This window comes from Marinobacter sp. (genome assembly GCF_965229985.1).
Taxonomy (GTDB): domain Bacteria; phylum Pseudomonadota; class Gammaproteobacteria; order Pseudomonadales; family Oleiphilaceae; genus Marinobacter.
The window spans coordinates 1,110,169-1,122,861 of sequence record NZ_OZ245935.1 but is presented as its reverse complement, the minus strand read 5'-3'; the positions used below and the strand labels follow the sequence as shown (position 1 = coordinate 1,122,861).

The 12,693-nt window shown below is 57.1% G+C and carries 12 protein-coding genes; 6 read left to right on the top strand and 6 right to left on the bottom strand.

The genetic code is table 11. The annotated features are described in order from the left end of the window. The first annotated feature begins 44 nt into the window (after positions 1–44). On the top strand, positions 45–1,121 hold the full coding sequence (rlmM, locus tag ACO06L_RS05115) for a 23S rRNA (cytidine(2498)-2'-O)-methyltransferase RlmM (RefSeq protein ID WP_202347487.1): 1,077 nt from the start codon (positions 45–47) through the stop codon (positions 1,119–1,121). Here the strand turns inward: rlmM and ACO06L_RS05110 are convergent. Continuing rightward, positions 1,118–1,408, bottom strand: a complete 291-nt coding sequence (locus tag ACO06L_RS05110; RefSeq protein ID WP_008174741.1) for an antibiotic biosynthesis monooxygenase family protein — start codon at positions 1,406–1,408, stop codon at positions 1,118–1,120. The two genes, rlmM and ACO06L_RS05110, sit on opposite strands and share 4 nt — an antisense overlap. An 86-nt stretch (positions 1,409–1,494) precedes the next feature. Here ACO06L_RS05110 and tusA point away from each other — a divergent pair, with 86 nt between their 5' ends. Then, the gene (tusA, locus tag ACO06L_RS05105; RefSeq protein ID WP_064230197.1) at positions 1,495–1,734 is read left to right on the top strand and encodes a sulfurtransferase TusA; all 240 of its coding nucleotides are present in this window, start codon (positions 1,495–1,497) and stop codon (positions 1,732–1,734) included. Positions 1,735–1,746: 12 nt separating this feature from the next. Here the strand turns inward: tusA and dsbD are convergent, their stop codons facing one another. Then, the gene (gene dsbD / locus ACO06L_RS05100) at positions 1,747–3,642 is read right to left on the bottom strand and encodes a protein-disulfide reductase DsbD (RefSeq protein WP_064230196.1); all 1,896 of its coding nucleotides are present in this window, start codon (positions 3,640–3,642) and stop codon (positions 1,747–1,749) included. Positions 3,643–3,802: 160 nt separating this feature from the next. Between dsbD and ACO06L_RS05095 the strand changes: the two genes are divergently transcribed. Genes ACO06L_RS05095 through pdxB form a run of 3 tightly spaced genes read left to right on the top strand, consistent with a single transcriptional unit; the run spans position 3,803 to position 6,842 of the window. Next, positions 3,803–4,393, top strand: coding sequence for an elongation factor P hydroxylase (locus ACO06L_RS05095; RefSeq protein WP_064230195.1), 591 nt, complete (start codon positions 3,803–3,805; stop codon positions 4,391–4,393). Further along, complete coding sequence (locus ACO06L_RS05090; RefSeq protein WP_064230194.1) at positions 4,390–5,673, top strand: DEAD/DEAH box helicase; 1,284 nt, start codon at positions 4,390–4,392, stop codon at positions 5,671–5,673. The genes ACO06L_RS05095 and ACO06L_RS05090 overlap by 4 nt, the downstream gene beginning before the upstream one ends. A 17-nt stretch (positions 5,674–5,690) precedes the next feature. Further along, on the top strand, positions 5,691–6,842 hold the full coding sequence (gene pdxB, locus ACO06L_RS05085; RefSeq protein ID WP_202347489.1) for a 4-phosphoerythronate dehydrogenase PdxB: 1,152 nt from the start codon (positions 5,691–5,693) through the stop codon (positions 6,840–6,842). Between the two features lie 53 nt (positions 6,843–6,895). Here the strand turns inward: pdxB and htpX are convergent, their stop codons facing one another. From htpX to ACO06L_RS05070, 3 genes are all read right to left on the bottom strand, one after another. Further along, entirely contained in the window at positions 6,896–7,777 is an 882-nt protein-coding gene (htpX, locus tag ACO06L_RS05080) for a protease HtpX (protein WP_064230192.1), read from the bottom strand. Positions 7,778–7,872: 95 nt separating this feature from the next. After that, positions 7,873–8,343, bottom strand: coding sequence for a hypothetical protein (locus ACO06L_RS05075; protein ID WP_064230191.1), 471 nt, complete (start codon positions 8,341–8,343; stop codon positions 7,873–7,875). An 11-nt stretch (positions 8,344–8,354) separates the two neighbouring features. Next, positions 8,355–9,569 (bottom strand): pyridoxal phosphate-dependent aminotransferase, encoded by a 1,215-nt coding sequence (locus ACO06L_RS05070; RefSeq protein ID WP_064230190.1) that lies wholly within the window; start codon positions 9,567–9,569, stop codon positions 8,355–8,357. 252 nt (positions 9,570–9,821) lie between these two features. On the opposite strand from ACO06L_RS05070, the gene ACO06L_RS05065 reads away from it, so the two are divergent. Next, positions 9,822–10,313: a glutathione peroxidase gene (locus ACO06L_RS05065; RefSeq protein WP_202347490.1), complete on the top strand. Its 492-nt coding sequence runs from the start codon at positions 9,822–9,824 to the stop codon at positions 10,311–10,313. A 3-nt stretch (positions 10,314–10,316) separates the two neighbouring features. Here the strand turns inward: ACO06L_RS05065 and ACO06L_RS05060 are convergent, their stop codons facing one another. Beyond that, complete coding sequence (locus tag ACO06L_RS05060; protein WP_202347491.1) at positions 10,317–12,650, bottom strand: hybrid sensor histidine kinase/response regulator; 2,334 nt, start codon at positions 12,648–12,650, stop codon at positions 10,317–10,319. Positions 12,651–12,693 lie beyond the last annotated feature (43 nt).

The window sequence follows — 12,693 nt, the reverse complement described above, 5'->3', positions numbered from 1 at the left end:
TTCAACTTTTACGGGTTGGTCTCCAACCCTGTTTCGGGAAATGCATGGAACAGATTCTAGTGTTTTGCCGGCCCGGATTTGAAACCGAAGCCGGCCGTGAAATAACCGACTCCGCCGCGGAACGGGGTATCTTCGGCTATTTCGAGCCTGTTAAAGATCAGGGGCTGGTGCGTTTCTACCCGGCTGCGCCTGAAACTCCGGATGATCTGATGGCGCGCGTCGCCCTCGATGATCTGGTTTTCGTCCGTGACTGGATGGTGGTGCTGGGGGAATTCAGTCTCCCGGAAGCGGACCGTGTTGGTGCCGTGATAGCAGGGCTCAGGGGCCTCGGGCGCGGTTACCCCGGTTGCGCGCGGCTGGAAGTCCGGTTGTCGGAAAATAACGCGGATGGTGATCTTGGTAACTTTGCCCGAAAGTGGGTATCGCCTCTCTCCCGGGGCTTGCGAGGAGCTGGCCTGCTCAAGGCCGACCAGAATGCTTCGGCCCCGGCCCGCCTCGAGGTGTTCCTGCCGGATTTCGCCTCGGTGGTTGTCGGTTTCAGTCTGGCGGATAACCGCGCCCGGTATGTCGGTGGTATACCGCGACTTCGGTTGCCAGCTTCAGCGCCCAGCCGGTCCGCCCTGAAACTTGAGGAAGCCTGGAAGGTCTTTCTGCCACCTGATCAGGAACTGGACTACCTTGGTGGCGGCAAAAAAGCCGCTGATCTGGGAGCCGCCCCCGGAGGCTGGACCTGGCAGCTTGTGCGCCAGGGCATGATGGTAACCGCCGTTGATAACGGCCCCATGAACGCCGAGCTGATGGCGTCGGGGCAGGTGGAGCATGTGGAAGCGGATGGCTATGGCTGGCGCCCCAAACGGGGTATCGACTGGATGGTTTGCGATATTGTGGATCAGCCCAGGAAAACCGCAAAGCTGGCTGTTACCTGGCTTGCTGAGGGCCTTTGTCGTTACACGGTATTCAATCTCAAGTTGCCGATGAAAAAGCGGTACGACGAGTGGTTGATCTGTCGGGACATTCTCGTCAATGGCCTGAGTGCGGCGGGCATCGGCTTTCGTCTCAAGGCCCGCCACTTGTATCATGACAGGGAAGAGATCACCTGTTTCATTGAGCGGACTGGCTAGAAGGCGCTTTGCTCCAGAACGGTTATGTGTTCTTCTTCGTCCATCATGGGAATAAGCTCCAGCATGAGCTCGCGGCGTTCATCGGAGTGAAACCAGCGGTCCCAATCCGCTTCAGATCGCCAATTGGCCAGGGTAAACCGGTGATTGGGGTCATGGCTGTCTGCCAGGGTTTCGCCGGAAATAAATCCGGGCGCACTCACAGCCTGCTGTAGAACCTTACGCGAACGTTCTTCGTAAGCTGCTTCCAGGGTTTCAGCAATATGGCGTTCAATCAGAACCCGGATCATGACAAACCTCCAAGTGTTTTAACTGTTATAAACAATAATTTAGCAGGTTTTTACGAAAAATCAGGTTCAATGACAGGAGACCAAGTGTGAGCGCAACCGAATACGACCTGGAGCTGGACGCCCGCGGCCTTTTCTGCCCGGAGCCGGTGATGATGCTTCATAACCGGATCAATGATGTTCAACCCGGTGGTGTGTTGCGAGTATTGGCCACTGATCCTTCCACGACCCGGGACATACCGAGGTTCTGCCAGTTCCTTGGTCACGAGTTGATAAACCAGACTGAAGACGATGACCTGTTTATCTATCTGATACGCCGTGGGCAATAGCTGCCCATAGCGTTAAACCTCCGGGCGCAGCGACCGGAGGTGACCAAGGAATTCCTCCCGATCCATTTCGCCAAGTACCCGCCGCCGGGGTAGCTCTTCTCCATTGCTGCCGTAGAACAGGATGGCCGGGGGGCCAAAGAGGCCAAGCTCGTCCAGCATGGCCTGTTGTTCCGGTGTGTTGTCGGTCATGTCGATCTGCAACAAGGTGTAGGGGGCAAGCGCCTGGACTACATCCGGCTTGCTGAACACGTTGCGCTCCATGACCTTGCAGGAAATGCACCAGTCGGCATAGAAATCCAACAAAACGGGCCGGCCCTGTTCCCGGGCCTGCTGCAACATCGCCCGGATTTCAGTGGGCTGTTCGAGGCGCAAAAAATCCGCGTGCTGGAGACCTCCGGTGCCAACGGTACCGGACGACGCCGAGGCTACTGTAAAGGGAGCCAGAGGTTTTAACGGGTCATTGGCTCCGCCCACAGCGCCTGCGAGCAAAGCCAGGCCGTAGGCGAAAAGGACCAGGCCAAGGCCTTTGCGTGTTCTCTCCCAACCCGCTTTAGCGGCATCAAAGGCGCCCAACTGAACACCGGTGATGGCAACAAGAAGGCCCCACAGCGTCAGTGCCAGCCACCCCGGGACCAGGCGCTCAACCAGCCAGATGGCCACCGCCAGCAACATCACACCATAGAAGTGTTTCACTGCGGTCATCCAGTGGCCGGTAGTTGGCAGCAGTTTGCGGCCTCCGACAGCCACCAGAATCAATGGAATGCCCATGCCGAGGCCAAGTGCAAAAAGCGCGACTCCGCCGATTACGGCGTCCTGGGTGGTGGAGATATACAACAGGCTGCCAGCCAGCGGCGCCGATACGCAGGGCGATACAATCAGGGCAGACAGGGCGCCAATACCAAAGATGCTGAAAACCCGGCTTCCGGTGAGCTTGTGGCTGGCGTCATTGAGTGGTTCGCGAATGAAACGGGGTAGCTGGATCTCGAACAGATCGAACATGGATAGCGCGAAGACCACGAACAGCAGGGCAAAGACGCTCAAAACCCAGGGTGATTGCAATTGTGCCTGAAGGTTGAAGCTGGCCCCGAGCAGACCGGTCAACACGCCGGCTGCAGCGTAGGTCAATGCCATGCCCAGAACGTAACTGCCCGACAAGAGAAGGGCATGCCCCGTGGTTCGGGTGTTCCTGCCGGAAACCAGCGATGAAATAATCGGCACCATGGGCAGAACGCAGGGGGTGAAGGTCAATCCCAGCCCCAGTAGCAGAAACACCCCCGCTATCACAAGGGTGGATTGCTGGGCGAGAAAACCGGCAAGACCGGTGGCGGTCTCGGTGTCGACGGGTACGCTGCCACCTCCTGAAAAACCGGCTGCCGAGGCTGTCTGCGAGCCAGAGCCGCCACTACCCTGATAGAAAAGCACATCCCGGGTCTGGGGCGGGTAACACAGCCCCGCCTTGGCGCAGCCCTGATAGGTTACCTGCAGTTGGGCTTCCCGGGCGCCGGCGGGAAGCGAGACCGGGACACGGGCTTCAACGGGGTCGAAAAATACCGTGGTTTTGCCGAAAAACTCGTCTTCCGTCACCGTTCCCGGCGCCGAAAAGGCCGGTTCTCCGATCCCGACATCGGGATCGGTGGCGGTGATGCTGACCCGTTCTCTATAGAGATAGTGCCCGGGTGTGATATCCCAGGAGAGAACGACAGCGTCAGCGTCGGTGGTGAAACTGAAGGGCAGTGCTTCATCCACAGGCAGGAACTCGTTGCCCTGGCCGCCAAACAGGGAGCTCCCATTGCTGCCAAGGGCCCAGGCAGACGAAGAGGCCCAAAGCATGAGGGTGAGTGCGAGTAACAGGCTAAGCGAACTCGCCCATTGGCGTTTCATCTTTGATACTGCAGCGAAAGCCATCATTGATTGTACGATTTCCCGGTTAGTGTCTCTTCAAGTAGAGTCTTTTCAAGTCGGACTGTTACAGCGCAATCGCTGCCGGATCACGCCAGCAATGGACACGAGGGGGCTGTCAAAGTTCCCTCTGGTATTGGGGGCGGTAAAGTCGCACAATAGCCACCCAATGAATCACAGTCCAAATGATCTTATCATGCTGTTTAATGACCTTTTCCGGGAAGCATACCGGACAGTTCTGGTCAAAGGCAGTGACGAACCTGAATACTTGCCTGCCAGCGGGCCCGAAGGTCTCGCTCAGGTTATTTTTGCTCACGGCTATTATGCCAGCGCTTTGCATGAAATAAGCCACTGGTGTATTGCTGGTGAGCACCGGCGCACACTTCACGACTATGGTTACTGGTACTGTCCGGATGGCCGTACACTGCAACAACAAGAGGCTTTCGAGCAGGTCGAGGTCAAGCCACAGGCCATTGAATGGTTGTTTTCGGTGGCTGCAGGTTCCCGATTCAACATCAGCGTGGACAACCTCTCCGGAGTTGGCGCCGCCAATGAACAGCGGTTCCGGCACAACGTTCGGGACCAGGCAGGCGAGTATCTGGTGCGGGGGTTGCCGCACCGGGCCCAGACATTTTTTGATGCGCTGGCAACGTTTTATGGTACCGGAGAAGCCCTTGAAGAGCGCTGGCAAGAAGATGCCCGGCGTATCGCTCCGTTATATTCTGAATCAGGACATCCCAGGAATACTGAGACTTTATGACATCTGACCCAAAACACACCGGCGACCTGAGATTCAGCGATCTGAACCTCGACAAGCGTTTGCTGGATGCCATCACCGCCATTGGTTTCGAATACTGCACACCCATTCAGGCAGAAACACTGCCCTGGACACTGGCCTGCGAAGATCTGATTGGCCAGGCGCAGACCGGCACCGGTAAAACCGCTGCGTTTCTGATTACGGCAATCCAGAGTCTACTGGAGACCCCGATTCCCGAGAAAGACCGATTTGCCTCTGAGCCCCGTGTGCTTGCACTGGCTCCCACCCGGGAACTGGCCATGCAGATCGCCAAGGACGCAGAGCAGTTGTGCCAGCACACCGGCCATAATGTGGTGACGGTTGTGGGCGGCATGAACTATGACAAGCAGCGGGACCAGCTGCAGAACGAGATTGTCGACATTCTCGTTGCGACTCCCGGGCGCCTTATCGACTTTCTCGGATCCCAGGACGTGTTTCTGGACCAGCTCGACATCCTGATTCTTGATGAAGCTGATCGCATGCTCGACATGGGCTTCATTCCGGATGTGAAGCGGATCATCCGCAAGTGCACCCCCAAGGAGGAGCGCCAGACCCTGCTGTTCAGTGCCACCTTCAACCAGGATGTTCTCAATCTCGCCTCCATGTGGACGAGCAACGCAGAGTTCGTGGAAATCGAGCCGGAACAGAAAACGGCGGAACGGGTGGAGCAAACTGTTTACCTGGTGGGCGACGACGAGAAGCTTCCGGTACTGGTTAATTTCCTGAAACGGCCGGAAGTGGAAAAGGCGCTGGTATTTGCCAACCGCCGGGATCAGTGCCGCGACCTGGAAGAAGACTTGAGGAACCAGGGAGTCAAGGTGGCTCTGATGTCTGGCGAGATTGCCCAGAACAAACGCCTTAAAACCCTGGACCAGTTCAAGAAGGGCAGTATCCAGGTGCTGGTCGCCACCGATGTGGCCGGCCGTGGCATTCACGTGAACGGCGTGACCCACGTCTTCAACTACAATCTGCCGGATAATGCCGAGGATTATGTGCACCGCATCGGGCGTACCGGCAGGGCTGGCAAGCATGGGGTTTCCATCAGTTTTGCCGGTGAGGACGATTCTTTTGCACTCCCGGCCATCGAAACCTACATCAGCCAGAAACTGAAGACCGCGGTGCCCGATGAGGCGCTCATGGCGCCGATGGACAACCCGCCGATCACCCGCAAGCGTGGCCGACGCCCCCAGGGTTCAGGCGGTCGTGGCCAGGGTGGTCGCAATCAGCGTCAGCGCAGGAACTGACAGGGCCGGACATCATCATGTTGATCGTAGCAGACGAAAACATTCCCCTACTGGACTCCTTCTTTGGCGATATCGGTGAGATTCGACGGGTGTCCGGTCGTACCATGTCGAACGCGGATGTCCGGGACGCCGATATATTGCTGGTTCGTTCCGTCACCAGAGTCAACAGAGAACTTCTGGAGGGCAGTCGGGTCCGGTTCGTGGGCACATCCACCATCGGTACCGATCATGTCGATCTCGACTGGCTAGAACAGGCGGAGATCCGTTTCTCTGCGGCGCCGGGCTGTAACGCCAACAGTGTTGCCGAGTATGTGTTGTCCGTGCTGTCACTGCATGCTGAACGGCGCGGACTTTCAGACTGGTCCCAGCTCAGCGTCGGTATCGTAGGTGTTGGTAACGTTGGTGGTGAGCTGGCCCACAAGCTGGAGCGCCTTGGATTCGATGTGCGTCTTTGCGATCCGCCCAGAGCAGACAAGGAAGAGGGTGATCAGCAGTTTGTGGCGCTTGAAGAAGCCATGAAGTGTGATGTGGTGTCCCTGCATACTCCGCTGACCCGTGAGGGGGACCATCCCACTCTGCATATGATCGGGGGCGCCGAACTTGCGGCCTTGAGTGCCGGCCAGCTTCTTATCAATGCTGGTCGGGGAGAGGTCATCGACTCGTCAGCGCTGCTGGCTCGTCTTGAACAGGCCAACCCGCCGACTGTGGCCCTGGATGTATGGGAGCAGGAACCGAGGATTCGTCCCGAGCTGGTTGACCGGGTCTGGCTGGCGACACCGCACATTGCTGGATATAGCCTGGAAGGCAAGGTGCAGGGAACGGAAATGATCTATCAGGCTCTAAGCCAGTTTCTCGGTTTGCCGGTTCGCAAAAAAGCAGGCCAGTTTCTACCGGAGCCAGCCCTCAGCAAGATTTCCTTTACCAGCTCTGCCGACGAAGAAGATGCGATTCGCATTGCTCTGCGGGCCTGTTACGACCCGCGCCGGGACGATGCAAGGCTTCGCAACGCCATGACAGGCTCTCCTGAAGAGCGGGGTGCGGCGTTTGACAGACTGCGCCGGGACTACCCGGTTCGTCGGGAGTGCTCAAGCCTCAAGATTCAGCTCAAGGGCACCAGCAAATCCCTGCAGGACAGTTTCCGGGCTATCGGGTTCAAACTGAAAATCTGATCGTAGCCCCTTCCGAAAAGAAAGCCGGGGTCATAAGACCCCGGCTTTTTTGTTTACAGTCTGGCGCTCTGCAACGCCTGTATGCGGTCTTCCAGTGGCGGATGGGTCATGAACAGGGCACTCAGGCCGCCTCGGGCCCCCCGGTTAATGCCAAACGCCTGAAGGCTGTCGGGCATCTGGTCCGGCACTTCGCTTTCCTGCTTCAGCCTCGCCAGGGCACTGATCATGGCTGAGCGGCCAGCCAGTTGGGCACCGGCAATATCCGCCCGGAATTCCCGGCGGCGGGAGAACCAGAACACGATCGTACTGGCAAGTATTCCCAGGACAATCTCGGCAACGATGCTGACCGCGAAAAAGCCGAGCCCATGTCCGCTTTCGTTCTTGAAAATCACCCGGTCGACAAACGAGCCAATCACCCGGGACGCAAAGATGACGAAGGTATTCACCACACCCTGAATCAGCGCCAGCGTCACCATGTCACCATTGGCGACATGGCCGATTTCGTGGCCCAGGACCGCCCGAATCTCATCCTTGTTAAAGCGATGCAAAAGTCCTTCGCTGACGGCTACCAGCGCATCGTTCTTGTTCCAGCCCGTTGCGAAGGCATTGGACTGGGACGCCGGGAAAATAGCGACCTCCGGCATGCCGATACCGGCGTTCTTGGCCAACTCCGCCACAGTGTCTACCAGCCAGCGCTCGGCGGGTGTTCTCGGGGAATCAATGACCCGGGCCTTGGTGCTCCACTTGGCCATTCGCTTGGATATCAGCAGTGACACGATGGCGCCGGCGAATCCGAAGACCGCAGCAAAAGCCAGCAAAGAGCCGTACTGAATACCATTCTGGGCGAGGTAGCTGTCCACGCCCAGCAGCCGCAGTGTGAAACTGGCGACAAGGATTACAGCAAGGTTGGTTGCCAGAAACAGCAGAATACGCATGTTGGTTCCCTGATCAGTTCGTCGCAGAAAATAAAGCCGTCATTCAGACCGTTATATGCGGCCGCGGTTCAATCAATCAACGAGCTTACGGTGATTTAATAATTGCCGCGGTCCGCGAAGAAGGTTGTCTGCATGATCTGGCTGATTCGGGCGGAGTTGCCGCTGCGCAGCGCTGTCCGGATCAGATGAATGTGAGTGGAAAGATCTTCTTTGACTGAGGGAGGCAGGGAGCTGGCCGAACCTTCCTCGGGAACTCCGAACTCCCTGGCCAAAGCCTGCGGCGCTGGAGAACTCAAGCGGATAAATGCGTCTCGGGTCAGCACAGCCTGGTCCAGCGCTTCCTGACGGATGGTATCGATGTATCTGAGCAGGCCTTCCTCCGAAAGCCAGAGCAGGGCACCAAAGCAGGCCATATGCCGCTTGCTGTGGAGGCCGAACTCGTCCGGCTCATCCGGACCGGCAATATCCTCGACAAACAGGTTTATCCGACGCGGGAATGCGCCGTATAGCTGCACCAGAGCAATCGCCGCATCCTTGTAGAATTCCTCGACGTGAATATCCGCCATGGTTTTCCCCGTTATTGCTGGTATTGGCCAAGGAAATTCCCGAGCCGGCCCATGGCGTCCTCCAGGGTGTCTTCCCGTGGCAGGAACACCACTCTCAGATGCTGCTTGTCATCAATGTTAAAGGCCGAACCCTGTACCAGCAGGATTTTTTCCTGCAACAGGAGGTCCAGAACCAGCTTTTCATCATTCACGATGGGGAAGTGCTTCGGGTCCAGTTTCGGGAACAGGTACAACGCGCCCTGAGGCTTGACACAGCTTACCCCCGGAATGTCGTTGAGCATTCGCCAGGCGGTTTCCCGCTGCTCATACAGCCGCCCTTCTGGTGCCACCAGATCGTTAATGGACTGGTAGCCCCCCAATGCTGTCTGAATGGCCAACTGGGCCGGAACATTGGCACAGAGCCGCATGTTGGAGAGCATGTCGATGCCCTCAATCAGATCCTTTGCCCGATGCTTGGCACCACTGACAATCATCCAGCCGGAACGGTAACCTGCTGCCCGGTAGTTCTTGGACAGGCCGTTATAGGTGAAGAAAAGCACGTCGTCGGCCAGTGAGGCGGTGGAAATATGCTGGGTACCGTCATAAAGAATCTTGTCGTAGATCTCGTCGGACAGGATGATAAGGTTGTGCTTGCGGGCCAGTTCGATGACCTGCTCCAGGAGCTCCTTCGAATACACCGCCCCGGTCGGATTATTTGGGTTGATCAGCACAATGGCACGGGTACGCCGGGTAATTTTCTTGCGGATATCATCGATATCCGGAAACCAGTCCTGCTGTTCGTCGCAGCGATAGTGCACAGGCTTGCCGCTGGAAAGCGTAACGGCAGCGGTCCACAGGGGGTAGTCCGGGGCCGGGATCAGCACTTCGTCACCGGTGTTCAACATGGCCTGCATGGTCATCACGATCAGCTCGCTGACGCCATTACCCAGGAAAATATCGTCGATATCGACTTTGTCGACGCCCCGTTGCTGGCAGTAGTGCATAACCGCCTTACGGGCAGAGAACAGCCCCTTCGATTCCACATAGCCCTGGGCAAGGTGCATGTTGTAGATGACGTCCTGCTGGATTTCCTCAGGGACATCCAGTTCGAAGGCGGCAGGGTTGCCGATGTTGAGCTTGAGTACCCGATGCCCCTCTTCTTCGAGTCGACGCGCTTCCCGCAGAACTACGCCACGGATTTCATAACACACGTTATCCAGCTTGGCGGATTTGTAGTAGTTCTGCATAAGACCCGGACGTCCTTCTTTTGAGATCGAAAAATGGCATCTGCCAACACGACAGGCCTTTATTCTAGCGGAGCGAGGGCCGGCGGCAACAGGGGAATTATGATGAATTGTGTCCTGATAAGGCAGATTTAGCTCACAAACCTGAACCGGTTTTTAAAAATGATCCCCATAGAGCCTGCATTGCCATGGTTTTTTGGGCTGTGTTGTGAACAATGGTTGAAGAAGAGTGCAAACCATCAGATGGAGAACCTTATGGCAGGCGAAACGGTCTATGATTTCAAGGTCCGGGATATCAAGGGTAACGAGAAAAGCATGGCAGAGTATCAGGGCAAAGTGCTCCTGATTGTGAACACTGCCAGCAAGTGCGGTTTTACGCCCCAGTTCGAGGGCTTACAATCCCTTCACAAGGAATTGGGCGATAAAGGATTTGAGGTCCTGGGCTTTCCCTGTAATCAGTTTCTGAATCAGGATCCGGGCGACGAGGCTACGATCAGCCAGTTCTGCAGCCTGAACTACGGTGTCGATTTCCCCATGTTCTCGAAGATTGACGTCAATGGCGATTGCGCACATCCGCTATTCCGCTTTCTCAAGCGCGAAGCCAAGGGGCTTATGGGGTCTGAGAAGGTGAAGTGGAACTTTACAAAATTTCTGGTCGGGCCCGATGGCAAAGTTGTTCGCCGCTATCCGCCCACCACAAAACCTGAAGATATCCGGGCCGACATCGAGAAGCTGCTAACGGCCTGAACCCTAGGGTGGGGCAGAGGGGCGCCAGCGCTCAATCACTGACCGGAGCTCGTCTCGCTTGTACGGCTTGGTTATATAGTCGTTCATACCTGAGGCAAGGCAGTCTTCGCGATCGCCCTGCATCACATTGGCCGTAACCGCAATGATTGGCAGGTCTTTCCATTCCGGGTTCTGGCGAATCCTCTGTGTTGCCTCATAGCCATCCATGACTGGCATCTGACAATCCATAAGCACCAGATCGTAGTGGTTCTGCTCAAGTGCCTGTATGGCTTTTAGACCGTTTTCGGCCGGGTCTGCCCGGTGACCGAGTTTTTTCAGCAGGCTGGTCGCCACCAGCTGGTTCACCTGGTTGTCCTCAACCAGAAGGATCGACAGAGAAGATTCCGTACCGTTACGCTCAATTGGTTCAATGGCGGAGGCAAGCTGATCGTCAGCGGGAATCAGGCCCGCGGCCCGGCCCAGGCAGCGTAGGAGCTCGTCTCGCCGTAAAGGCAGTGACAGTAGCTGATGACGCCCCTTCCCTGGGGGCAGGGTTCCGGTGAAGTCGGCAAGAATGACGCCGGCGCCTTGCCAATCGGCGGCAAATTCCAGGGTTTCTTCATCCTCGGCACTGGCCAGCGCCAACAGAATTCCGTCCGGGTGCCTGCTTGCTCCGCGGATCGGAATGCCCCACTTCCGAAGCTGAGCCTCAATCGCCGAACGATACGGATTATCGGCGGGGATGGCCATGGCAATACCAATGTCTTTTAGCTGGTTGTCCACCTGCGGCAGATGCTGCTCTCCGGACACCTCGTGTATCGGTAATGGCAGGGTAACGGTGAAGTGAGTTCCGCTGCCCTCCCGGGAGTCAACCAGGATCTGGCCATGCATGCGCTCCACCAGTTGACGGCAGAGGGTCAGGCCAAGGCCAGTACCGCCATAAAGCCGGGTGGTGTCCACGTCAGCCTGGGAAAACGGAGAGAATATCCGGTGCAGGCCTTCGTTGGACATACCAATCCCGGTGTCCACCACGTCGATTCTCAGGCTGCCACCGGAATAGGCCGCGCGAATCTTCACGCTACCTTCGTCGGTGAATTTGATGGCGTTGCTCAGCAGGTTGTTGAGTACCTGGCGTACCCGTGTCGGATCGCCGAGGAAGTTTTCGGGCAGATCAGGGTCGATTTCGGTCACCAGGTGAATTTGTTTCCGGCGTGCCTGCTGGGCGTGGAGTGTTGCGCATTCCTCGATCAGATGCCGGACACTGAACGGGATGTTTTCCAGGCTGAGTTTGCCGGCCTCGACTTTCGAGATGTCCAGTATGTCGTTGAGCAGACCAAGCAGGCTCTCGCCGGCGTTCAGGGCGATTTCCATCCGGTTGCGTTGTGCCGGGTCCAGTTCGCCCTCAAGGGCCAGGCCCAGCATGCCCAGAACGCCATTGAGGGGGGTGCGGATCTCGTGGCTCATGCTGGCCAAGAAGTTGGCCCTTGCCCGTGCCCGGCGAACCGCATCTTCCTTGGCTTTCACCAGGGCGCGGTTACCGCGTTGCAGGGCATCGTTCTTCTCGGAGATTTCCCGGGTCCGATCCTCAACTTCCTGTTCAAGCTGGGTGGAGTAATTCTTCATGGTACTCTCAGCCTGCCGCAGCTGGGCAAGGCTCGAGTCAATGGTTTCGAGATGTTGGTTGATAATGCCAACCATGGTCCCGATCTCGTCTTCCCGATGGTTTGCCGGTATCGGGAGCCTCACCTTTTCGGGAGAGCTGGCCCGCACCTGACTGAGCGCGCTGATCACGTTGAGCATGGGGCGGGTAAGCACGAAGTAGAAGATGGCCAGCAATGCCGCAGACAGGATCAGGCTTTTCAGCAGCCCGCTGAGCAGTGTGTAGCCGGCCCTCTGAAGAAACAGCGCACCATAGTGATAGGTATCGATGGTGACGATCAGGTGCCCAAGTGGCAGATCCTCTAGCTGTGGAACCTGCAATTCCTGACGGAAAACCCGGTCGGAGCCGAACAGCAGATCACTGACCCATCGGTAGGGCGACACCGGACTGCTCTTGCTGGCTGCAGCCATGGTCTCGTCGTCGTTGTCGGTAATCCTTGCATCGATGGTGGCGGGATGGCGAAGCAGACCATCGAGTAATTCTTCCGCCAGTCGGACATCAATATTGTAGGCAATCTGGGATGCTGGGCTGTTGCTGATATCGATCAGCGCGTGGATTTCCTTCTCCATGGACTCCTTTGCGCTGAAGTAATCCAGGGTAATCTGGACAACATTCAGCACCAGCCCGAGGGCCATGGCAACCAGTACCGTGTCCCGAGTCAGTCGATAGGAAAGTCGTTGTTTGAAGCCCTTGCTCACGGGTTTGCACTGTCCCTGTTGGCGGGCCTGCAATGGCGACCCG

What these genes read in the sequence shown, in the direction of transcription:
- rlmM (WP_202347487.1), top strand. Translation starts at nt 45, where the DNA reads ATGGAACAGATTCTAGTGTTTTGCCGGCCCGGATTTGAAACCGAAGCC.
- ACO06L_RS05110 (WP_008174741.1), bottom strand. Translation starts at nt 1,408, where the DNA reads ATGATCCGGGTTCTGATTGAACGCCATATTGCTGAAACCCTGGAAGCA.
- dsbD (WP_064230196.1), bottom strand. Translation starts at nt 3,642, where the DNA reads ATGATGGCTTTCGCTGCAGTATCAAAGATGAAACGCCAATGGGCGAGT.
- ACO06L_RS05095 (WP_064230195.1), top strand. Translation starts at nt 3,803, where the DNA reads ATGAATCACAGTCCAAATGATCTTATCATGCTGTTTAATGACCTTTTC.
- ACO06L_RS05090 (WP_064230194.1), top strand. Translation starts at nt 4,390, where the DNA reads ATGACATCTGACCCAAAACACACCGGCGACCTGAGATTCAGCGATCTG.
- pdxB (WP_202347489.1), top strand. Translation starts at nt 5,691, where the DNA reads ATGTTGATCGTAGCAGACGAAAACATTCCCCTACTGGACTCCTTCTTT.
- htpX (WP_064230192.1), bottom strand. Translation starts at nt 7,777, where the DNA reads ATGCGTATTCTGCTGTTTCTGGCAACCAACCTTGCTGTAATCCTTGTC.
- ACO06L_RS05075 (WP_064230191.1), bottom strand. Translation starts at nt 8,343, where the DNA reads ATGGCGGATATTCACGTCGAGGAATTCTACAAGGATGCGGCGATTGCT.
- ACO06L_RS05070 (WP_064230190.1), bottom strand. Translation starts at nt 9,569, where the DNA reads ATGCAGAACTACTACAAATCCGCCAAGCTGGATAACGTGTGTTATGAA.
- ACO06L_RS05065 (WP_202347490.1), top strand. Translation starts at nt 9,822, where the DNA reads ATGGCAGGCGAAACGGTCTATGATTTCAAGGTCCGGGATATCAAGGGT.